The 25689-nt window shown below is 34.0% G+C and carries 8 protein-coding genes; all 8 read left to right on the top strand.

All coding sequences use genetic code 11. The features are described from left to right. Positions 1–100 precede the first annotated feature (100 nt). Entirely contained in the window at positions 101–1054 is a 954-nt protein-coding gene (locus tag HUE53_RS02335; protein WP_014165039.1) for an AAA family ATPase, read from the top strand. A gap of 2 nt (positions 1055–1056) precedes the next feature. Further along, the gene (locus tag HUE53_RS02330; RefSeq protein WP_014165040.1) at positions 1057–1740 is read left to right on the top strand and encodes a carboxylesterase family protein; all 684 of its coding nucleotides are present in this window, start codon (positions 1057–1059) and stop codon (positions 1738–1740) included. A 214-nt stretch (positions 1741–1954) separates the two neighbouring features. Beyond that, the gene (locus tag HUE53_RS02325) at positions 1955–4723 is read left to right on the top strand and encodes a bifunctional aconitate hydratase 2/2-methylisocitrate dehydratase (RefSeq protein ID WP_014165041.1); all 2769 of its coding nucleotides are present in this window, start codon (positions 1955–1957) and stop codon (positions 4721–4723) included. A gap of 427 nt (positions 4724–5150) precedes the next feature. Beyond that, entirely contained in the window at positions 5151–10178 is a 5028-nt protein-coding gene (locus HUE53_RS02320) for a hypothetical protein (RefSeq protein ID WP_097609473.1), read from the top strand. 28 nt (positions 10179–10206) lie between these two features. Next, positions 10207–15549, top strand: coding sequence for a SprB repeat-containing protein (locus HUE53_RS02315; protein WP_192188673.1), 5343 nt, complete (start codon positions 10207–10209; stop codon positions 15547–15549). Between the two features lie 11 nt (positions 15550–15560). After that, a complete protein-coding gene (locus tag HUE53_RS02310; protein ID WP_097609471.1) occupies positions 15561–17639 on the top strand; it encodes a fibronectin type III domain-containing protein in 2079 nt (692 codons plus the stop codon). A gap of 57 nt (positions 17640–17696) precedes the next feature. Continuing rightward, positions 17697–20168, top strand: coding sequence for a hypothetical protein (locus tag HUE53_RS02305; RefSeq protein ID WP_107317255.1), 2472 nt, complete (start codon positions 17697–17699; stop codon positions 20166–20168). A gap of 79 nt (positions 20169–20247) precedes the next feature. Then, a complete protein-coding gene (locus tag HUE53_RS02300; protein WP_192188672.1) occupies positions 20248–25689 on the top strand; it encodes a DNA/RNA non-specific endonuclease in 5442 nt (1813 codons plus the stop codon).

Below are 25689 nucleotides of genomic sequence, written 5' to 3'. Positions count from 1 at the left end.
CTTTTCTAAAGGTAAAAAAAAATCTTATAAGTGAGTTATGATTTTATATGTTTTCAATTTTAAAATCAAAATTCAAAAAATATAAAATAACATAGATAGAATGTCAGATGTAACAGCTATAGAACGATTAGTTCAGAAACAAAAAGAATTAAAAGCAGAAATTGGTAAAATAATTGTAGGACAAGAAGAAGTAGTCAATCAAATTGTATTAAGTATATTTTCTGGTGGACACGCACTTTTAGTAGGCGTGCCAGGATTAGCAAAGACATTAATGGTAAATACCATCTCGCAAGCATTAGGATTAGATTTTAAACGTATTCAGTTTACTCCAGATTTAATGCCGTCCGATATTTTAGGAAGTGAAATTTTAGATGAAAATCGCACCTTCAAATTCATAAAAGGACCTATTTTTTCTAATATTATTTTAGCAGATGAGATAAATCGTACACCGCCAAAAACCCAAGCAGCACTCTTAGAAGCTATGCAGGAAAAATCAGTTACGGTGGCTGGTCATCATTACAAATTAGAACTGCCTTTTTTTGTATTGGCTACTCAAAACCCAATAGAACAAGAAGGAACCTATCCTTTGCCAGAGGCACAGTTAGACCGATTTATGTTTGCTATCAAGTTAAACTATCCAACCTTTGCAGAAGAAGTTTTGGTTGTAAAAAATACCACCTCTGATTTAAAAGTAAACGTAAATCCATTATTTACCCCAAGTGAAATTATTGAATTCCAACAATTGATTCGTAGAATACCTGTTACAGATAACCTGATAGAGTATGCCGTAACTTTAGTGTCTAAAACTCGTCCTGATAATGTTTTAGCTCCAGAGTTAGTCAAAAACTATATTGACTGGGGGGCAGGGCCACGAGCATCTCAAAATTTAATTTTAGCTGCCAAAACACATGCTGCTCTACAAGGTAAATTTAGTCCTGATATAGAGGATGTACAAGCCGTAGCAGTGGGAATTTTACGCCACCGTATTGTAAAAAATTATAAGGCAGATGCCGAAGGTATTACAGAAGAAAGTATTATTCAAAAATTGTTTTAATTATGAGATGGATAGGAGTAATTATAGCCTTATTTTTCTTATCTTTTCAAGAAAAACCTAAAAAAATAGAAGCCGTTAAAGGAAAAACCTCCTATCCTTTTTGGGTACAAGCCCCTAAAGAAGGAGAAAAATTACCTTTATTACTTTTTTTACACGGTAAAAGTCTCTCTGGTACCAATTTGAATCGTGTAAAACGATACGGCGTTCTGCGTGCTATAGAACGCGGACGTAAAATTGATGCGGTAGTAATGGCACCCCAATTAGCTAAAGGAGCTTGGAATCCTGATAAAGTATTAGAACTTATTCAATACGCAAAAGAAAACTACGCTGTAGATCCAACCCGTATTTACGTTTGTGGAATGAGCTTAGGAGGATATGGAACCTTACATTTTGCAGGAAAATACCCAAATGAATTAACAGCAGCCGTTGCTATATGTGGAGGAGGCAATACCGCAGATAGTTTTAACTTAGCACAACTTCCTTTATGGATTATTCATGGTGCAAAAGATTTTATAGTACCATTAAGAGAATCCTCAAAAGTATATGAGGCTATAAAAAAATGTATACCAGAAGCAGATGCTACTTTTACCATAGAGCCCAATGGAAATCATGGCAGTGTAGAACGCTATTTTCATAAAGATGCCTTTTATGACTGGTTATTTAAATATATAAAAGCCAAAAAATAATAATAAAAATATTTTATAAAACTAAAACAGGTTGTATTTCGTTAAAATACAACCTGTTTTATTTATTTATTTTTAAATATAAAGTGCTTAATTTGATATTTTGGTAAAAAATAATGAAAGATTGCGATATTTGTTTTGAAAATTTTTAAGCAATCTGAACATTTCGTAAATTTGAACAACAAAAATGATAACCTTATATTTATAGTAATTAGATATGGAATTGTATAAAGAATACCTTAAAGAAATTGAAGAGCGAAAAGGACAAGGATTGCATCCAAAACCTATTGATAGTGCTGAATTATTAAACGAAATTGTACTACAAATTAAAGATGTAAAAAATCAAGATAGAGAAGATTCTCTAAAGTTTTTTATTTACAATACCTTGCCAGGAACAACCCCAGCAGCAAAAGTAAAAGCTGATTTTTTAAAAGAAATAATTTTAGGAGAACTAGTTGCCGAAATTTCATCCGCTTTTGCTTTCGAATTGTTGTCACACATGAAAGGGGGACCTTCTATAGAAGTATTGCTGGATTTAGCTTTAGGAAATACTCCCGAAATAGCCAAACAGGCAGCAGAAGTATTAAAAACACAAGTTTTCTTATACGATGCAGATATGGATCGTTTAAAAGTAGCTTTTGAAAAAGGAAATACAGTAGCTAAAGAAATACTAGAAAGTTATGCTAAAGCTGAGTTCTTTACAAAGTTACCAGAAGTAGCAGAAGAAATAAAAGTCATTACTTTCGTAGCTGGTATAGGAGATATTTCTACAGATTTACTTTCTCCAGGAAATCAAGCCCACTCACGCTCTGATAGAGAATTACATGGTAAATGTATGATCTCTCCTAAGGCACAAGAAGAAATAGAAGCTTTAAAAGCACAACATCCAGATAAGAGTGTAATGTTAGTGGCAGAAAAAGGCACAATGGGAGTAGGATCTTCTCGTATGTCAGGTGTGAATAACGTAGCCCTATGGACAGGTAAACAAGCAAGTCCTTACGTACCATTTGTAAACTTCGCTCCAATTGTAGGTGGAACTAACGGCATTTCCCCAATTTTCTTAACTACAGTTGACGTAACAGGAGGTATTGGTATTGATCTTAAAAACTGGATAAAAAAGACAGATATAAATGGAGAACTAGTTCGAGATGAAAATGGAGAACCTGTATTAGAACAAGTCTATTCTGTTGAAACAGGAACTGTTTTAACAATCAACACAAAAACAAAAAAATTATACAACGGAGATGAAGAATTAATTGATTTATCAAAATCATTTACTCCACAAAAAATGGAATTTATCAAAGCAGGAGGATCTTATGCTATTGTTTTTGGTAAAAAATTACAAACCTTTGCAGCAAAGACATTAGGGATAACAGCACCTGTAGTTTTTGCTCCTTCAAAAGAAGTTTCTATAGAAGGACAAGGATTAACAGCCGTAGAAAAAATATTCAATAGAAATGCAGTAGGTAGCACACCAGGAAAGGTATTACACGCAGGTTCTGATGTTCGTGTAACAGTTAATATTGTAGGATCCCAAGACACTACAGGTTTAATGACTGCCCAAGAATTAGAATCAATGGCAGCAACCGTAATTTCGCCAATTGTTGATGGTGCTTACCAATCAGGATGTCATACCGCTTCCGTTTGGGATAAAAAAGCACAAACAAACATTCCAAAATTAATGAAATTCATGAATGATTTTGGTTTGATTACAGCGCGTGACCCTAAAGGAGTATACCATTCAATGACTGATGTAATTCACAAAGTGTTAAATGATATTACAGTTGATGATAGAGCCATTATTATAGGAGGAGATTCACATACACGTATGTCTAAAGGAGTGGCGTTTGGTGCTGACTCCGGTACAGTAGCTTTAGCTTTAGCTACAGGAGAAGCCTCTATGCCAATTCCAGAGTCTGTAAAAGTAACGTTTAAAGGAAATATGGCCAATTATATGGACTTCCGTGATGTCGTTCATGCAACACAAGCACAAATGTTACACCAGTTTGGAGGCGAAAACGTTTTTCAAGGTAGAATTATTGAAGTTCATATAGGTACACTAACAGCAGATCAAGCCTTTACTTTTACAGATTGGACCGCAGAAATGAAAGCCAAAGCATCTATCTGTATTTCTGAAGATGAAACTCTAATAGAATCATTAGAAATTGCAAAGTCTAGAATCCAAATCATGATTGATAAAGGAATGGACAACAAAAATAAAGTACTACAAGGTTTAATTGATAAAGCAAATCAACGTATTGAAGAGATTCGTTCAGGGAAAGAACCCGCATTAAAACCAGATGCAAACGCTAAGTACTATGCAGAAGTAGTAGTAGATCTAGATGTGGTAAACGAACCAATGATTGCCGATCCAGATGTAAACAATAAAGACGTTTCTAAACGTTATACACACGATACCATTCGTCCATTGTCTTTCTATGGAGGAACTAAAACCGTTGATTTAGGATTTATAGGTTCTTGTATGGTACATAAAGGCGATATGAAAATATTAGCTCAAATGTTGAAAAACGTAGAAGAACAAAAAGGAGAAGTAAAATTCAATGCACCGTTAGTAGTAGCACCGCCAACTTATAATATTGTAGATGAGTTAAAAGCAGAAGGAGATTGGGAAGTGTTGCAAAAATATTCAGGTTTTGAATTTGATGACAACAATCCTAAATCAAGTGCACGCATTGAGTATGAAAATATGTTGTATTTAGAACGTCCAGGATGTAACTTATGTATGGGGAACCAAGAAAAAGCAGCTAAAGGCGATACCGTTATGGCTACATCTACTCGTTTGTTTCAAGGAAGAGTAGTAGAAGATACGGATGCTAAAAAAGGAGAATCATTACTTTCTTCTACGCCAGTAGTAGTATTATCGACTATTTTAGGTAGAACTCCAACTATTGAAGAATACAAACAAGCAGTACAAGGAATAAACCTGACTAAGTTTGCCCCTTCTCATAAGTTGTTAGTAAAGTAATAAAATTTTAAAATCAATCAATCAAGCTGTCCTTAACTCTTTAGGGACAGCTTTTTTATATAATTTAATCCAGATTATGCGTTAGACTTTGTGATGAAAAGAAAAAGAGTAAAGAAAGTTAAAATGCACGAAATTTTTTTATCGAAGCTATCTTGTTACTATATCAAGGACAAAAAAGGAATATTTTTTAGATTCAAAGTCATTTTTATCTGTAATAAATTTCTAATACCTAATCCGGGTTAAATAGATAAAAAGCGTTACAAATCTACTGTTTAGGTAAATTATTTAGTGTTAAAATAGTATAGTCACATGAGGTTGTATTTTCTAAAAAAAAATAAAAAGAGTAGTTATTTGATGAGATTTTAAGAAAAAGTTTATTTTATTCTTTTTAAATTTTACTTTTGTTTCCAAAAACAAACGAGATTTCATGAAACTTAAAATAACCGTTTTTATTTTAGTAACATTTACTTCATTATTTTCATATTCCAATGTTGTTTTAAAAACGAGGGACACATTAAGAACAGTTAATAAAACATCTAACTTTTCGAGATTAGATACAAAAATAGCCTTCAAAGAAGTTTTTTCGTCTAACAAAGATCTAGAGCGTATTACTCCTTTTTTTACAGGAACAGATAACGTTTTGCCAGAGTATATAAAACAATTTTTTGGTGTAGAAAAAAGGGTAATTAAGGATGATTTTTTGGATAAACTAAGCAAAATCTTCAATGAAAAAACGCTTAAATACGTTCAAAATATATCAAAAGAAGAATTAGTACAACTACCAATAGGCTTAAAAGGACAAACAAATGATGGCTTTAAAGCAGAAATGGTTATAGTAAAAGCCAAAGTTACCCCCGAATATTTAGAATTAACAGCCTTTGCACGTTTAGAAACCCAATTTTTAAATACGCACTTATATTTTGCAGCAGAAGATTTAAAATTATCCCATTCTGGAGGTATTATAGGAGACTGGAAGTTACATTCTTTAGGTAATACAAGTTTACCCCAATTAGGCAGTAAAGTTTTATTAACTATTTTAGGAGGAGATATAGATCGCAAAGAAGGATCGATAAAAGGCGATAGTTATATAGAATTTGATTGTAATGGATTCAAAGCTTTATCCTTTAAACTAGATGTTCGATTATCCCGTTCGCTGGTAGTACCAATTGATACAGAGGGAAAACGTAAAGAATATGGTTCAGATTTATCGAAAGATAAAGAAAAAGCAATTGGAAATGATCATTATGTAGGAGCTACTTTAGGAATAAAAGGAGGCGGATGGAATGATTTATTACTCCAATTAGACCTACCTACTTTTGAGATAACGAAGTTAAAAAACTGGAGTTTTAAACTTAAAAAAGCGACAATAGATCTAAGTGATGTTAAAAACAACCCAGAGGTCGATAAAAGTTTTCCAAAAGTGTATGATACGAATGGTTTTTTTCCAGAAGGAAATAAAAATATATGGAAAGGTTTTTTTGCGGAAGAAGTAGAAATTACTATGCCCAAACAATTTTCAAATAAATCCACAGGAGAAAGAACGAAAATTCAAAGCACAAATTTATTGATAGACAATTTTGGTGTAAGCGGCACTTTTGCAGGATATAAACTTTTAGAAAAAGGGAGTGCATCAGGATGGCAGTATAAATTAGATTATGTAGGTATAGGTTTAGAATTAGGACGGATAAAATCAGCAAAAGTATTAGGCTATATAAAACCATCTGCAACAGGTGATTTTATAGAAATTTTAGGAACTTTTAATGAAGATAAATACTTGTTTCAAGCATCTGTTACAAAATCTAATTTCAAGATGTTTAAAGGGAAGTTAATCTTTGAAAAGAATTCTTGGGTAAAATTAGAAATGGATGATAGCAATGCTGAGTTCAAAGCTTCCGCTTTTTTAAATGGAAAAATGGCTTTTAAAGGGGGAATAGAAAAAAATAATACCGGTCCGAACGATGATAGCACAATTTATACCTTTGGTAGTTCTGATAGTAATGTAGATCAGGCTTTGGGAGGTGTTCAAACAGGTAGTCAAGTAGTTGTTACGAAAGTGCACGATTATTTGAATGATAATTTTTCATTTATTAAAGCAGATCCCAAGAAAAAAGCCGTTGAGCAACTTAAAGAATATGTTGATAAAGGATATGATGAGTTGAGAGTTTTTGTTCAAGCCCAGGTTTTTTCTTATGCCGCGGAAATAGCAAGTGAAAAAAATATAGAAGCAAAAAAAGAAAATAGTCAGGAAGAGAAGGATAAAGAATTCTATAATTTTCAAGGCATAGTTTTTCAGAATTTAAAATTACAATCCCACGCATTGCCTTATATAGAGGCAGATTATTTTGGTTATCCAGCCTCAGCAGAGCAAAAATTTGGAAATTTTTCGGTTGCAATAAGTAATATTCGTCTAATAACCCCATCAAAAGAAGAATTAGGATTAGCATTTAATATGAAAGTGAACCTAATGGGAGGAGGTTCCCAATCAGATACAAACGGATTTATATCAGCAGAAGCAGGACTCAAGATTTTAAGCAAATTTGAAAATAAAACATTCCATTCTTATAAATTTAATGGAGTAGCTATAGATGAAATAAAAATAGATGTAGAAAAAAGTGGTTTTACACTAAAAGGAGGTTTAAAAGTATTTAATGAAGATCCTATTTATGGCAAAGGATTTCAAGGAGAATTAGCTGTAGAATTAAAGAAGTTAGAGGTAAAAGGCATGGCCAAAGGAATTTTTGCCAAGAAAGACTTTGCCCATTGGTTTGTAGATTTTCAAATAGAAAATACAGGATCTTCAGGAAAGTTTGGTTTACAACGTGTAGAAGGAGGATTATCTTATCGTATGAAACGTGTAGATGGAAATATGATGGGGTCTATAGGAACTAATGTATACAAACCCGATGCAAAATCAGGACTGGGCTTTAGAGCAGGGGTAAAAGCAAAATTTGGCGAATCTACTTCATTTAAAGCGAAAGTATTTTTAGAGATGGAGTATAACCACACAGGAGGATTAAATCGCATTTATTTTCTAGGCGAAGGAGCCATGATGTCTGGTAATGGTCAAACAGAAGGAAACCTTCGAGATACATGGGCAAGTTATGACAAAATATTTTCAGGTAACGAAGCGAGTGAAATGAATAATTATCTTGCTAATGGTAATATGTTGGCCATTTCTAAACGTACCCACCCAGTATCAGAAATAGCCAAAGATGGAAAAGTAGGCGTATTTGTGAGTATAGAAAAAGATTTTGTTCATGATTCTTTTGATGGACTCTTTGAATTATACCTCAATTTAGAAGGGATAAAGGGATCTGGAGAAAATCATAAATTTGGTATGGTACACATGTATTCAAGTCCTACCAAAAATTATTTGCATGTAGGGACTCCTATGGATAAGTTAGGGGCCATTTTTAAAATAGGATCATACGATGTAAATGTAGGCGCATATTTTATGACAGGAGATGTGCTGCCCTCCCAAACCCCACCACACCCAAGAGTTTTAGAAATTCTTGGTCCAGATATCATGAACGATAATCGTAATTTAAGTTTATTAAACGATGGCAAAGGTTTTGCATTCGGATTAAACTTTAGTGTTGCCATTTCGTATGATGGAGATTGGTTTTATGCGTTTCTAGAAGCAGGAGGAGGATTTGATATTACCCATAGAAAGCTAAATGGAGTGAGTTGTGCAGGACGTCCGGGGTTAGTGGGGAATGATGGATGGTACTCTATGGGACAGGTGTATGCCTATATTTATGGCGAAGCAGGATTGCGTATAAAGATATTCGGTATTCGAAAAGATATAAAAATACTAGGGGTAGGTATAGCCGCCATGTTACGAGGAGAATTTCCTAATCCAACCCACATGGAAGGTTATGTGGGAGTGTATTACAATGTGCTAGGAGGTATGATAAAAGGACGATTTAAATACAAAGCGGAAATAGGAGAGAAATGTGAATTTATAGGAATGTCACAACCTCTATCAATCCCACTAATAGCAAGTGCAAGTCCAGATGGAGAAACCAATGTAGATGTGTTTAAAAAACCACAAGTAGCCTTTAATTATAGCATGTTAGAACCTTTTTCAGCTGAGGATATGAATGGGAACCGTAAATTAGTTCGTATCAATCTAAAAAAATACGTACTAAAAGTAGACGGAACCCCTTTGTTAGGAGATATTCAATGGATGGATCATAATACAAAAGTCAACTTTGTATCTTCAGAAGTACTTCCACCGCAAAAAGAAATAGTAGCAGAAGTAGAAGTAGGAGTAGAAGAAAAAATAGGTTCCTCATGGATTGCACTTCAGGGAGGAAATACAGATACAGAAAAAAAGACGTTTACCTTTAAAACAGGTAATGCACCAGAATACATACCTTTAGAAAATATTAGTTATAGTTATCCCGTAGTAGCTGCAAACAACTTTTATCCAGAGGAACATAAAACTGTTTATATAAAACTAAAACAAGGTCAGAAATATTTATTTGATGGTTCAGTAGAAAACTGGGTTTTAAAAGGAGAAGTAAAAGAAGGAACTCAACTGAAGGTTCAAGCGGCTTTAAACTATGAGGCGAGTGCTAAAAAAGTAAGCTTTACCTATGATAAATTAGCAACCCAAAAGAATTATCAATTGCAATTAACAGCCTATCCAGTAGGTACGGTAATAAGTACAGGAACAAGTGTAGATTCTACTCAAAATTCAGGAACAACTACTATGGTTACTGATGCTAGCTTTACTAATGAACAAATCATTACTCAAAACACAGCATTGGCTCAGAATAATACAAATTTAACCAAATCGTTTTTAACCTATGAGTTTAAAACCAGTAAGCATGCTACGTTTACAGAAAAGATAAAAAGTATAAAGACAGAAGATAATTTCTTTATACCTGTTTCAGCAGACGTTCATAAAATACAATTAGCAACAAATAAGTATGAAAATTTTAATGAAGCAGAATTGTTTGGAAACCAGTATACAAATGGCAAAGCCTTGATTAGTGTAGAGGCGGTTTTAGAAGATTCTTATTATAAAGAAATAATTTCACCGTTGATTTATCAAAATTATCCACTTGAAAAAGGGAAAATTACCATAAAAAACAGAAATATATTCGAGTTAGGATTGCCCCCAGTTCGAGACATCAGTATTATAGAATATTACAGGAATGAGATGTCTAATAATTCCAATTCAATATTTATAAACCAGCGATTTCCTTATGAATATAGTTTGGTGAAAACCTACAAACAAGATTTTTTAAATATAAGAGATCAAGTAATCAATAGCTATTTAAGTACTCCTATTAATTGGGAAAAATACAATCAGTATAAGGATCTAATAAATGGTGTTTTTCCTATATTGATGAAAGGAGAATATTTAATAAAGTTGATTTATCAAAATAGTCCAGAAAAAGAATTTTCTAGAGAGGTTATAATAAAATATAAGCGAATAAATTAAAAGATGGATTCGTGTCTAATTTAAGATTATGAAAAAAGTTTTATTTTTTTTTATTTTATTTCCAGTATGCTTTTTAGCACAAGGATCATATAAATATTTGGTCGTTACTAGAGATAAAATTTATGTAAATCATGGGCAAAGAAATTCTGGACTAACTTCGGAAGGATCAAGTAGTCTAAATCTAGATATTTATTCCCACAGTAATAAAAAAATATATTCAAAAAATTTTTATACTCAAGTTCTTGGTATTTATAGGGAGTATTATTCAGAAAATTTGTATCCTACGCGTAGGAGGTCTGAAATATTAGAAATTTCTTCAGATCAATATCCAATTCGAGTAGAGTATTCTACTAATAAACGCTATTTAGGTAATGATTGTTCAGGTAATTCAACAAAAATTATAAAACTTGAGGATGCTACCCAAAATATTTTTTTTGATGTTACAGAGGGAGAAGATATTTGTGAAATACCTCCAGCAATAGGGGATTTAAATTATTTCAGTGATACTGTTTTTGGATATTCTTTATCAAGTAAAGATTATCCCAAATGTGATTCTTTTGAATGGGAAAATAATGTTAATTATCTTGTTGATTATTATGAATATAGTTTTGATAAGATAAATTTTTATAAGTTGCCTATAAGATCAGATTCGAGAGTTTATTTTGAAGATCTTGTAGGTTTGTCGTCAAATCTACCTCAAACAATCTTTGTTAGAGGAATTTATAAAAATAGCTCAAATTATTTGTATAGTTCTAATTTTGGCTTTCCTTTGTATACAAATGTTGCTGTATATACTTTTTACAGATGTCCTCCAAAATTAATTTCATCAATTGGTGTTGATACTAATTGTTCAAGTATTTCAGACGGCTTAATAAGGTTTAAATTTGATAATGATCTAGAGCCTGATGAAATTTTACATCTCCTTTTAAAAGATGCAAATACTAGTGGTGTCTTTGGACAAAAAGATATCTTTTCAACTGAATTTAATAACAATAGAGGAAATTTAGTTTGGAATGGTTTACCAAAAGGGAATTATATTTTAGAGTATCAAACTATAAAATCAGGAAGTCAACCTTCCAGTTTGGTGATTAGCCCAACGATTCAAATTGATTCCCCCTCAAAACTTACCTTTACCACTACATCAACGCCTGTATTATGTTATGGAGATAACAGTGGGTCAATAACAATCAACGCCATTGGAGGGAAAGGCAATTATCAATACAGTAAAGACGGAGGAAATAGTTGGCAACCCTCAAATGTATTTAATGGATTAAGATCTGGGAATTATTCTGTACAAGTAAAAGACAGCAATGGCTGTTTAGCTCCCGATGGTGCACAAGATGTATTAATAAATCAACCTAGTGGATTATTAGGGATCGAGTTAGTCAAAACCATTTCCCCCTCAACAGATGTATCTACAGATGGTCAAATAGATGTGCGTATTATAGGCGGAGTAGCCCCTTATACTTATTTTTGGCAATCTACCACAAATAACCTCAATGGTCAGATAAACAATGAAGACATATCCAGTTTATCAGGAGATGCGACTTATACTTTGATTGTTAGAGATAAAAATAATTGTACAGCCTCTTTTACTCAAACTTTAGAAGCTCCTGAACCCATAGTCATAAAATTTGACAATCCTGTGATTAAATGCCATGGAGGCACCGTTAGATTAACAGCAACCGTATCAGGAGGAAATCTACCTTATAAAAATTTAGAATGGATACCTAATAATTATCTACCAATAAATACTGCTAATACTTCTAGTATAAGCAATCTATCCGCAGGAGATTATCTATTTCGAGTAGTAGACCAAAGAGATGTTATCCGAACAGCCCTTTACAAGGTTGATACAGCCCCTTCAAAACTAAATATAACAGGATTAAATACTACAATTATAAGGGGTATTTCTACAGTTTATCAAAAATGTTCCAGCGATACCAATACAAGAATAGACGTAACCATTCAAGGTGGAGTAGCCCCTTATAACTATGTTTGGACCAATAAAGACCATCCTAGCGTCGTACTTAGTACTACTGAAGATCTAATGGCACCAACCCCTGGTAGTTATCAGTTGAATGTAACTGATGCTAACAGTTGTACAACAACCCAGTTATTTAATGTGGTAGGAGCTACCCCACTTGATTTTACCCCATTAATTGAAACGGCTATACTTGATCCCGGTACAGCTACAGGAGCCATACGTATCAACGCCAATGGCGGTACAGGAGATTATACCTATAGTAAAGAAGGTGTCAATTGGCAACCTTCAAACATTTTTACTAATTTAAAAGCAGGTAACTACGATTTTTATATAAAAGACACAAACGGTTGTATAATAGGCCCTAAAAGAATCACTCTTACAGAACCACCAGTATTTCAAGTAACCATTCAAAAAATAGAAGGGATTAAATGTTTTGGAGAAGCAACAGGAAGTCTCAAAGCCATCGCAATAGGAGGAACCCCTAATGCCACTGCTCCTTTTTATAATTATAGTTGGACTCATACTACTACAGGTACGGTTTATACAGGAGAAACCCTATCAGATTTACCAGCAGGGACATACACAATACTAGTAACAGATAAAAATAATGTTACACGTTCAGCTCAATATGAACTGTTATCTCCAAGTGTATTAAACGTTACTACTACTACCAAACAAGTGAGTTGTTTTGGAGCTAATGATGGTCAAATTAGTCTAGATGTACTAGGAGGAACCCCTCCGTATACATATTATATAAATGATACAATATATCCAAATGCCATAATAAGCGGTTTATCACCAGGTAATTACATACCCAAAGTAAAAGACGCAAATAATTGTATTTCAGAAAAAGCAGTAATAATACTAACACAACCTGATCCATTAAAAGCCACAGAAACGATTCTTCCTGTTTCCACATTAACAACACCAGACGGAGCCATACAAGTTACCGTGAGCGGAGGCACGCCCCCTTATAATTATAGTTGGACCCCTGATTTGGGTAACACAAACAATCCTCGAAATCTTCTAAAAGGAGAATACAAACTTAGATTAACCGACGGTAAAGGATGTCATTTAGATAAAGTATACAACGTTGGACTCATAGAACCACTAAACCTACATTTAGATGAAACAAACAGTCATTTAGATTTAAATTGTTTTGGCGAATCAACAGGTAAAATAAGCATACTTATAAGTGGAGGAAGACCAGGACCTATAGAAGCACCTTATACAATAAGGTGGTATGATGCTAAAAATCAGCAGATAGGAGATAAAGAAACTATTAGTAATCTACCAGCAGGAAATTATAGCGTTACGATAACCGATTTTAATACTCCGAAAGGAGAAATAAAAAAAATAGTTACAATTACTCAACCTTTCGCGGCTTTAGATTTACAACTCACACAAACAAAAGCAGTAATTTGTAATCAACAAAAAACAGCCGAATTGCAAGCAATGGTTCAAGGAGGAACGCCCCCTTATACTTATCAATGGAAAAATTCATCCAATAAATTAATAGCAACAACAAAACTACTATCTAATATAGGGGCAGGAAGCTATACCCTTTTTGTAGAAGATGCCAAAGGCTGTAAGACCAATCAAAACAGTATAATTACGGAACCAGCAGTTTTACAAGGAGTATTAAAATCTACTATGGTTACTATTTATGGGCAACCAACAGGAAGTATAGAACTACAAGAAATTTCAGGAGGAACAAAGCCCTATCGTTATAAGATGAATGCTGGTAGTTGGCAAACCACAACAAAATTCGAAAAATTAAGAGCAGGAAATTATACCATAACGGTTGAAGATGCCAATGGATGCTCACTAGATTTAAAGACCAAAATAACAGAACCAGAAGAACTCATAACCCGTATTTTAAATACCAATCAAGGCATTATTCAATGCCATGGTGATCAACCAGTCAATTTAGAAAGTATAACAACAGGAGGGATACAACCTTATTTTTTTCAATGGAAAAAAAATGGAATAACAATTCCAAATGCGCAATTAAACAAACTGAATTCAGTAGGAGCAGGCACCTATGAAATACAAATAACAGACAATGCAGGTGCTCAATCTTTCGCATTGATAACAATAAAAGAACCAGAAACATTACGAGCTATTTATACTAAAGTAGATGCCTCATGTGAAGCTCCTTTAGGAGGGAAGATTACCCTAGAAGTAAGCGGCGGAACAGCACCCTATACCTACCTATGGAGCAATGGATTCAAAGGAACCAACTCCCTAGCTACAGATTCCTATCATGAATTAAAAAATATAGGTATAGGAAATTATAGCGTGCAGGTTACCGATGCAAATCATTGCGTTTTAGTAGATCCAAAACTCACTAATATAAATATAAAAACCACTGGAGGATTACAATTAAACGAAAAAGTTACAAATGTAAGCTGCGGTCAAACCAATAACGGAAGCATCCTTTTAAACCCTAGTGGAGGAACAGGGAAATACCATGTAGAATGGGATAATCCATCTTGGCAAGGTTTAGAATTAACAAATCTAGAAGCAGGAACGTATAAAGGAACGTTGACAGATCTAGGCAGTAATTGTAAGCTACCATTTACATTAACCTTACAAGGATCAATCCCTTTAGTAGTAAATCTAGGAGAAGATATAGTGTTATGTAAAGGACAATCCCATACAATAGATGCAGAGATCAAACTACAAGGGTTGGATTATTTATGGACTTCTGAAAAAGGGTTTAGTTCAACCAATCCAAAAGTCACCTTCACTCAAAGTGGTACATATACCCTTCAAGTAAAAAATGGACACTGTGTGTATAGCGATCAAATTGTAGTTAACGTTTTAGATCAAGCCATTGAAGCAAATTTTATGATAGCAACCCAAACCTATCGAGACCAAGAGATTGTTTTAGTAAATATTAGCAACAATTCTACTCCCAATACGTATGAATGGATCTTGCCAAATAGTGCAGAAATTATAGCGCAAAATAAAGATAACATTATTGTAAAATTCAAACAAAATGGGAAATACCAAGTAGGAATTAAAAGTAAAACAACTTCAGGTTGCCAAGAAGAACAACTAAAAGAAATTATAGTAGAAGAAAACACAAAAAATACAACAACCCATGCAAGCAATTTATTAATTAAGAATTATAAAATTTACCCTAATCCATTAGAATCAGATGATAAAGAAATGAATGTAGAAGTAGAATTAGCATTTGATTCTCCTATTACCCTATCAGTATATCGTATGGAACTAGGAGCCTTAATTTTAGAATTAGAAAAACCAGCAAGTAAAAATCACGTAGAAAAAATTCCATTCCAACACGCTGCTGGGGTGTACTATGTGATAATGAAAACCAATGGAGCAGTTCAAGCCAAAAAAGTAATAAGAAAATAATAGTAATAAAAATGGAAAAAAAAATAAGAACGTTACTCATTATTATCGTAATCTTAGTATTTATCCCAAAAAAAATCTCAGCACAGGTAGATACAACAATTGTAAAACCCGCCGTTTTTGTAAAAGGGAAAATAGTCAATGGAAAAATCCTATTAAAATGGAACGTTAACGACCCCTATTATTGGAAAAAGTCGTTAAATTTTGGTTATAAATTACAACGTAGCACGGTACTTCGTGATGGGCAACCAATTAACAAAGAAGAACATGTGATACTAAAAGAAGTTTTAAAACCCTTACCATTAGCTCAATGGGAACCCTTAATCAAACAAGATTCACTTACTGCTGTTTTAGCACAAGCAATATATGGTGATGATTTTGAAACCACCACAAAAGAAAAAGGATTTGCAAAAATGATGATGCTAAATGATCAAAATCAACAACGTTACGCATTTTCCATGCTAGCATCGGAGCAGTCCTACCTAGCCACAAAAGCCGCGGGTTGGGGATATGAAGATACCAGTGCAAAACCCAATGAAAAATATGTATACACCCTTACTTTGCTAGGAGTAAAAGAAGGAGAAGTAACACACGGAAGCCTTTATATAGGTCTATCAGACCAAAATGATAACACCCCCCCAGTTACCCCAGAAGCCATTTTTGGCAATCAAACGGTCATGCTATTTTGGGATTTTGTATCCCAGAAAGAATTGTTTTCATGTTACAATATAGAACGCTCCATTGATGGGAAAGTATTCAAGAAATTAAATGACATCCCCATATTTCCTACGATAAGCAAGTCATCCTACACAACATTTACAGATAAACTACCTGAAAATAATGTAAAATACTATTATCGTATTCGAGGTATAGATACCTTTGGTTCTTTGAGTGAACCTTCTAAAATAATCTCCGGAATGGGAGCTGATTTCTTAGAATATTCACCCCAAATCACAGCCAAAGCAGCTTTAGATGACCAAACAGTAAATTTAGAATGGGATTTTCCCAAAGAAGGCGATGAAAAAATCAATGGTTTTAATATTTTACAAGCCGATCAAGAAAGCGGTCCCTTTGAAATGGTTAAAAAAGAACTACCCGCTACTACCCGTAAAATAGTTTTTAAAGCCAAATTAAAACCATCTAATTACTTCAAAGTTCAAGCGGTAGCCAAAAAAGGAGGTTTTAAAGAATCGTATGCCATGTTGGTCCAACCCATAGACTCTATTCCTCCCATTGCCCCACAAGGATTAGAAGGAGTAATAGATACATTGGGCATCATAAAATTAAAATGGAAACCCAATACAGAACCCGATTTATACGGTTACAAAGTATTTCGAAGTTATGAAAAAGAAGGCTTATATGTAGAATTATCCACAAAGGTTTTTAATAAAACTCATTATCAAGACACCATCACTATAAAATCTTTAAATAAAAAAGTATTTTATAAACTAAAAGCTTTGGATATACGCTATAATGAATCGCCCCTTTCGAATGCTTTCGAAATCAAGAAAAAAGACAAAATAGCCCCATCTATTCCTGTACTATCCGATTACGAACTAGAAGAAAAAAAAATAAAAATTCATTTTCTACAAAGTCAGTCAGAAGACGTTAAAAAACACAGTTTATACAGAAGAAGAGAAGATGAAAAACAATGGAAAGTTATTTTTGAAACCACAGATCCAAACATAAGAGAATATGAAGATCAATCAGTAGACAATAAAAAGAAATATTATTATGCGATGACTGCAACAGATCAAGAGGGCAACGAAACAGAACCATCAGATCCCCTAATCTTAGAAGCCCTGCCAAGTATATTACAACCCGCTATAACTACATTTAGTGGTATGGCAGATATATCCTCTAAAGCCATTGAATTGTATTGGAATACAAAATCAACAGATCTAGTAGAATATCATTTATACAAACGAGTAAATGAGGGACAAAATATCTTATTTAAGATACTACCGCCAAGCAAAAAAAATCAATTCATAGATACCACTTTAAATATAGGGAACACCTACTATTACAGTATAAGAGGCGTTTTTAAAGACGGGAGTTTTAGTGCATTTAAAGAAGTAAAAGTAGTCTATTAAATACTCATAGTAACGATTTTTGATAACAGAATTAAGAAAACAAAAAACAAGCAAGCATTGCAAACTAAAGTAAATCTAAGATTAATTATTTTAAATAGTTTATTCCTACTAGGAATAAACACTACAGCTCAAACCATAGATTTAGGCGCTTTTCAAGGAAAACCTTTAAAAATAGGAGGCAGCGCATCAGTTGGTTCCACCTTTTCTGAATCGAATAGAGATTCCAGAGCCCCCTTTATTTATAATTTTACAGGAAACCTAAATGTTTCCCTCTATTCTTTTTCGATGCCTATTACCTATAATTTTTCCAATATGGGAGGAAAATTAAGTTACCAAGTACCTTTTAACTTCAATCGTTTAAGTCTAAACCCCCGTTATAAATGGATTTCGGTTTTGATTGGTGATGCTTCTATGACCTTTTCTCCCTATTCTTTAGCAGGTCACATGTTCACAGGAGGCGGAATAGAACTTACCCCCGATGGTCCTATAAAAATATCGGCAATGTACGGTAGATTGCTAAAAGAAGTAAATGATATCCACAATCCAAACAGTTTACCTGTATTTGAACGTTGGGGATACGGAACAAAAATAGAACTCATAAAAAATAAATATAAGCTAGGATTTATAGGTTTTTATGCAAAAGATAAAGAAAACCCATTGTTATACCAATCGGTGGCACCTAATGTAGAAAATTTGAGTCCCAAAGAAAACCTAGTGATAGGTTTAAATTTTGAAACACAAGTATCCAAAGAAGCTAAAATTTATGGTGATTATACCAATTCATCACTAATACAAGATGTTCGATCAACAGGAAAAAGCAGCCCTCAAGGAGTTGCTTCTTTACTACTAAAAGGCAATGCCTCTACCCAAAATTTTAATGCCTTCAAGTTAGGATTCGACTATAAAATTCAAAAAATGATGGTAGGAGCCAGTTTTGAACGTATAGATCCAGGTTATCAAACCATGGGAGCCTATTTTTTTTCCAATGATTTGCAAAACATCATGATTAATGCCTCTAGACCATTGTTTAACGATAAAGTACAATTAACAATGAATCTTGGGATTCAAAAGGATAATTTAGATCATAAAAAAGCACAGACAACCAATAGATTCGTAGGAACTGTAAATACAAATATTAAGATAAACGAAAAGCTCTCAACCAATCTTAGTCTTACCAATCAATCTACTACAACTAATGTAAATCCAGATCAATTCGTACAAATTAATCAAAACAATCCTGCTATTAATGCTATTAACCAATTAAATTATAGACAATTGTCCAATAGCTTGATATGGAATGCCAATTACCAACTCCCCGAATCAAAACAATCAAAACGCAATTGCAGTTTCAATTATAATTACAACGAAGTAGAGAATGAACAAGGCGGACAAATAAGCCCCAATCAAAAAACAGCCATTCATAACTTGAATGCCCTCTACACCCATTTTTTAATGAAAACAAAATGGGCATTCAACACCTCTTTAAATTATACAATAAGCCAAATAACAGGTCAGAACATCCATACATTTGGTCCCGTACTAGGGATTAGCAAAAAATATTTTAAAGATAAATTAACCACCCAATGGGCCACTTCATATAATTCAAGTAAAAGCCCTTCTAGTAATGCTCACAATTTTAATTGTCGTTTTAATGCAACCTACAAAATGTTAGAAGAACATAACTTTAATTTTATGGTATCTCAACTAATAGCAAATTCTTCAAACGCTTCAACATCCAATAGTATCAATGATTTGACAATCACTATTGGTTATAACTTTAATTTTGCAGGAACTAAAAAGAAACAAAAAGAAGAAGAAGAAAAAAAAGTATCCCTAGAATCACTAGAAAAACCCAAGATCACCCTTAATATATCAGGAATCAGTACAGATTTAGACTCAAAAGCCATAGGCATCCTCATAGAAGAAAAAAACAATGCCATAGATTTTGAAGGATTAGAACCCCTTCAAGAAATACTATCAATACAAAAAAAGAACTTACAAGAAAACGTATCGAAATATGATCAAAGCACAGATCCAAAAGAAAAAAACAAAATTGAAAAAACAATAAAAAAAGAATTTCATCTTTGGGATTTAGAATTGCAAAAAATAGCAGCGTTTAATGACTTATACAAAGAATCAAAAAATAAAGCTTTCAGCAAAATAAAAGAAGAAATAAAAGAGAACCTATCCGTTAATAAAAAACATTTAAAAACCCAATACAAGTCAGAATTTTTTAAAGAAGATGACGAGGATAGCCAAGGAACTTTTTTAGCCTTTGAAGAAGAAATGATCAAACAAAAAGCCAAGCCCACCCCAAAAGATCTTTTTGCAATGGCACAAATCAGTCTATACTTTCAATTAGAAAATCTAGATTGGAACAATTCCTACAACAAAACACTAATAAATGTTAAAAATCAGTATTACCAACAATTCAAAAAGGCAAAAGAACCGCTAGGAATCGTTGAAGCATTAGTAGTTAAAGGAATAGACACTTATGTAAAAAAATACAAAGAAAAATTTAAAAAATAAGTCATAAAGTCAGGAGTCATTTTTTACTCCATATAACTGATTAAAAATAAAACAAACAAAATTCAATAAAAAATTGAATATGAATAGATTAAAATATTTTTTCTGCCTTCTGTTACTACTGTTAAATAGCGTAGGATGGTCACAACTTTACCCAGTACAAGTAAACAGTAGCGTATTACCGCCTTATTTATCTAGTGTGTCGAGCTATGCTACAACAGTTGATCAAAAATATCTAGTTAATATCTACACAGCGGATCTAAATGTTGTTCATCGTCAAGTACGATTACAGTTATACATAGAAGGAAATGGTATTCAAGCCCAATCCCTTCCAATGGTACAAGGTGCGCCCATTATGTACCTAAACGGAGGCGAAACCCTACAACTATCCAATCTAGATCTAGCCCCTTATTTTCAATTAGAAAACCTATCCGGAATTAATCAAAACCAATACAGCGGTACCTTACCACAAGGCAATTACAAATACTGTATAGAAGTATATGATTTTATAACCAACCAGCGAATTTCACAAAAATCCTGTACCTTCTATTATTTTGTATACAATGAACCCCCGTTACTGAATAGCCCTAGTAATCATGAACTGGTTCGTTTTCAAGAACCCCAAAACCTTATTTTTACCTGGACCCCCCGACACCTCAATGCCGTAAATATAGAATACGAATTTGAACTAGTAGAACTCCTAGACCAGCAAGTACCCTCTAACCATGCCTTTCTAACCAGCATACCCTTATACAAAACCACCACCTCCACGACCGTTTTACATTACGGTCCCGTAGAGCCCCAACTAATTGCAGGACGTAAATACGCTTGGCGCGTAAAAGCACTAAGTCAACCTGGATTTGGCGATAAAGCCATATTTAATAACAATGGTTATAGCGAAATTTTTGATTTTATCTACCCAGGTAATTGCCCCCCTCCAAAATTCGTACTAGCTATTTCCCTTAATGCCACCCAATCCAAAATTACGTGGCAAACCAATCCCGACTTTGTAGATTATAAAATAGAATACCGTAAAAAAGGAACCAATAGTTGGTACCCAACAGCCTACTACAATAACGAAGCCAAACTATACGATCTAGAAGCAGGAGCAACCTACGAATATCGAGTAGGAGGAGAGTGCATAGGAGGACTTGTAAATTATACCCCCATAGAAGAATTTACCCAACCCCGTAAAGAAGAAATAGCCATCAAATGTGGCATAAAACCCAGTATAGATTTAAGTAATACAACCCTTTTTGAAAGAGAATTACCCAATGATCAAATCATTCTTGCAGGCGATTTTTCCATCAAACTCACCGAAGTAAGCGGTAAAGGAACCTATAGTGGCAAAGGCTACGTGAGCGTCCCTTATTTATCCTTTGTAAAAATAGGCGTAGAATTTAAAGACATTACCCTTAATACAGACTTTAGGTTAGTAAAAGGCGAAATCAAAGCCCTATATGATCCAAGTTGGAAAAATATAATAGATCTCAGTAGCCTATACGATCAAATAGAAGACGGTTTTGATCTTCTTTCCCCCGATACCGAAGAACATCAATTTCAAACCAATTTTGATATTCCCGATCTGTCACATATTACAGTAAACAGTAATGAAGTAGTAGTCACCGGTACTAATGGACAAACCCAAAGTTTTGATCTAGACCCCAAAGAACTCATAATCATCCGCGACCCCAAAGGAAACGTATATGCAGTGCCCCCAGGAAGCGATAAGTCCGTGGTTTTAAATGAAGGACAAGCCGCAGGATTTATTCCTGATGCTTCTAATACACAAGGTATTACCAGCGCAGGCATGGTAACAAAGCTAGCTCCTATAGCCGCTCGTGTTACTTTTGAGCGATCGGCAGAAAGTAAGTATGCTGACGATGTAATGCCTGCAAAAGCACATCCTGACATTCAAAAACTATACAAAACCATTGCTGACGGAGCGACACCTTATACTTTATATCATAAAGGAATCCAAAATGATGGAAAAGGAAGTCGTAGTTTTGATTTTATAGATGCAGTAATAGCCGTTAATGGTACAACAATAAAGCCTGAGAGTATCCTATTTAATATCAAAGGCAGCGTGGCTAAAAAAATAGGGGGGCTGGTTATGAAAAATGGCAAGGCCTATCAACGACTAGAAGTACCCGTATATCATAGCTCAACCCCTGAGGAACTATTGGCACTAATACCAGGAAAAGACGGAGCCAAGCACCAAGTATTAGGCGCGGCAAAAATTATTCCAATCAAAACACAAACGGATGTAAATATAACCTTAGTACCCGTAAATAATGCGACCATACCTGATGGGATCGCTACGCAACTTAATGCCATTTATGCAGATGCTGGAGTAGAATTTAAAGTGACAATTGCGCCCAACCATGAAGTAGCAAAAAACACCTTAGAATGTGGTAAAGATGCCCTATTAGAAAAATTATCCGAAGACCAATCGCAATTTGTAGAGCAATACAAAGCCGGCAAAGACATCAAAAAAGACCAATACTATGTGTTTGTTACCAAGGGGATTACCCCAAGTAGAGCCATTTCAGGTTTCATGCCACGCCATTCACAATTTGGTTTTGTGTTTACCAATCAAAGTGGAGATGAGGTAAAAGCAGGCAATGACCTAGCAACAATAATTGGGCACGAATTAGGTCACGGCGTATTCGAGTTGGAGCACCCATGGGAACAATTTTCTACAGGTGATAAAAACAGTAATACTCCATGGTTAATGGATTATGCTTTAGGCACAAAACTAGCGTATCCACACTGGCAACGCATTAGTCACCCTAAATTTGGGGTGTATGTGTTGGATGGAAGTGAGAAGGGGGAGTTGGCTGGAGGATTTGCCATAGCACCAAATTTGACTTTTGTTAAAAGCCAACTGAATACCGTAGCTTCATCTTTACAATATATCGCTCCATTAGGTACCCTAGGTGGATTTGAGGATAGAATTAATGATAAGGAAGTTGTTTACTTGTGGGATAGCACTAAAGCCAAATTTATTGCAAAAACAAATGAAAACGGAATCGGAAAAGAAATAGAATATACTATAAAAGTTAGTCCTTCAAGTGATAATGATGTTATTTGGTTATTTTATGATAATGAACTGAGTTGTAACGGTAGAAAGTATATAAAAACAACGTATGGACTAATAAAAAATAAAATTAATAGTTTACAATCCTTGCAAGAATATGTTGACACGGTCAAAGGTAAAGCTGAATTAAAGAAACAAGAGAATGACAAAAGAAATGTTTATTGGGGAGTTTTACCATGTAATGCTAATTCTAATTCTAATTCTGGTTCGGGATCAGGATCAGGTTATGCTAATTATATAAATAATCTTGGGAAAAAAGCAAATCAAGCGTATTCACCAGATAATAAACCAGTAAATACTTCAGAAAATCATTTGTTTGATTATACTAAGGTAATTTCAGATGCTGAAAAGCAAAAAGTTTTTTCTGAATTGCAAGCTATAAATACTTCTAGTAAGTTGGTATGCAAAATTTATTTGACAGACACTAAAACACCAGAACAAAAAAAGACTGAAATAGCTACTTACGTCCATGATTTACCTGGTAAGCAAATTGCACTTTGGATTGATTTTGATGCACAAGGAAAAGCGTCTATAAAAACGTTTTTAGGAAAAGAAATTAAAGGAAGAGATGCAGAAGGAACAGGTATATATATAAAATATCTTTCAGATGTTTTAGCAACACTTGATTTACCAGAATTAAAATTCAATCCCTTAACAGCACTATTAGACGGGCTTGCAGGATTAATAGAGGAAGCAAAAATACCTGAGCGTTTTTATAACCCAGATCATGCACAATACAACCCATTACCATCTATGGTGTATTCTTTAGCTAGTTTATCCATCATAAATGACGAAATGGATAAGTTCATGAATTCAGGTAATACAGATGTAGTAAAGTATTCTCAAAGTCGTCAGCAATTTGCTTTACTATGCGGTGTTTGGAATGGCTTTGTGGAGTTGGTGGCGGGTGTTCCTCAAGGTTTATCACTTGTAGTTAAAGCTGATGAAGGACTCATGAATTTGATAACCAATAAAGATAATGCCCGTGCAAAATTAAAAGAGGCTTTTGATAAATTCAGTTGGTCTGCCTTAGGTGATATGATTGACGAAGAATGGAAAAAGGCAACTGCAAATCCATGTATGGTAAGTCATTTGAGCGGTAAAGTTGTTTTTGTTGTAGCTTCTTGTTTTATTGGAGCAGGTGAAGCCAATATAGCCTCTAAGTTTTTACAAACAGTCGAACGATTGGATGTTATAGGACAAGCAATGAGTAATTTCGCTAAATTATCGAGCCCTATCGTAAAAGCAGCCTTTAATAAAGCGGGTAAACTAAAAATATTACCACTGGCAAAATTAGAACCTCAATTCAGTATTCGTTTACGAACTCTATTTAAGGAGAATGTACGTCAATTATTGAATCGTACCTCAGATCAAGTAGCTTTAAGTTTACATGCTTTAGATAATGGGAATTTTTTATGGGATACTATTGAAGTAAGCCCAGAGGAATTAGCAGAAATTTTAGCTAAAAAACTGGATCCAAATAAAAAAGAGATTGTACTTTTATCTTGTAATGATTTAGCCAGTGCCCAAGCACTTGCCCAAGCTACTGGTAAAAAAGTTTATACCACTGATGGTGCTATAACGATCTTTGAAAATGGTATAAAACGTGCTGATAATACCAAATGGTATGAGGTGTCACCAGACGGCACAGCAACAGAACTATCTTCTCCGCCTGTTAAAGAATGTTCGACTTGTACAGGTGAAGGGGTTGAAATGGGGAGGTCTTTTTCTAATAATTTGAGTGATGATGTCTTACAGAATCTTGAAAATACTTTAGGAGGCACTAAGCTTGCTGAATTACTTGAAATTACTAAACAATTACCAAGTACTTGGACAATTAAAAGAATAGAAGGAAAATTAGTTTTAGTTGATAAAGAAGGAAAACAATGGGCAGAGATTCTGAATAATGAAATACGCGCTACAGCGGGGGATGCTGGACAGGGATGGAATAAATTTCTTAACGTTGCACCGCCATTGATGAAGAACTTCCGATATGTAGTTGATAATGGTAGATATGTTTTTGAAACTGATGAATTGGGAAGAGTTAATAAAGCTATAATGGAAGACATAGACTTCACTACTAGAGCAAGAAATGAAACCTATCAGCAAGAGACTAAATTAGTAAAAGATGGTTATTCAAATGATGATGGTGGGCATATTTTTAGAAATGAGTGGGGAGGGCCAAGTGAGCAGATAAACTATTTTTCCCAAAACGCAGCACAGAATAGAGCTGGTGGAGAGTGGTATAATATGGAAAAAGCTGTCTCAGATTTTAAAAAGCTAAATCCAAATACCAAAGTTAAAGCAGAAATTCATTTTAAATTTTCAGGAGACTCTAAACGACCTTATGAAGTTGGTGTGGATATCTATACAGGTGGAAATTATAGTGAGAGTTTAAGTGTAAAGAAAATTAAAAATCCATAA

Origin of the sequence: Flavobacterium columnare, assembly GCF_014844295.1 — a bacterium.
Lineage (GTDB): Bacteria > Bacteroidota > Bacteroidia > Flavobacteriales > Flavobacteriaceae > Flavobacterium > Flavobacterium columnare.
This window is presented reverse-complemented; position numbering and strand designations above follow the sequence as displayed.

Bases quoted from the DNA above. Each gene is read 5' to 3' on its own strand.
- HUE53_RS02310 (WP_097609471.1), top strand. From the start codon at position 15,561: ATGGAAAAAAAAATAAGAACGTTACTCATTATTATCGTAATCTTAGTA.
- HUE53_RS02320 (WP_097609473.1), top strand. From the start codon at position 5,151: ATGAAACTTAAAATAACCGTTTTTATTTTAGTAACATTTACTTCATTA.
- HUE53_RS02325 (WP_014165041.1), top strand. From the start codon at position 1,955: ATGGAATTGTATAAAGAATACCTTAAAGAAATTGAAGAGCGAAAAGGA.
- HUE53_RS02315 (WP_192188673.1), top strand. From the start codon at position 10,207: ATGAAAAAAGTTTTATTTTTTTTTATTTTATTTCCAGTATGCTTTTTA.
- HUE53_RS02330 (WP_014165040.1), top strand. From the start codon at position 1,057: ATGAGATGGATAGGAGTAATTATAGCCTTATTTTTCTTATCTTTTCAA.
- HUE53_RS02335 (WP_014165039.1), top strand. From the start codon at position 101: ATGTCAGATGTAACAGCTATAGAACGATTAGTTCAGAAACAAAAAGAA.
- HUE53_RS02300 (WP_192188672.1), top strand. From the start codon at position 20,248: ATGAATAGATTAAAATATTTTTTCTGCCTTCTGTTACTACTGTTAAAT.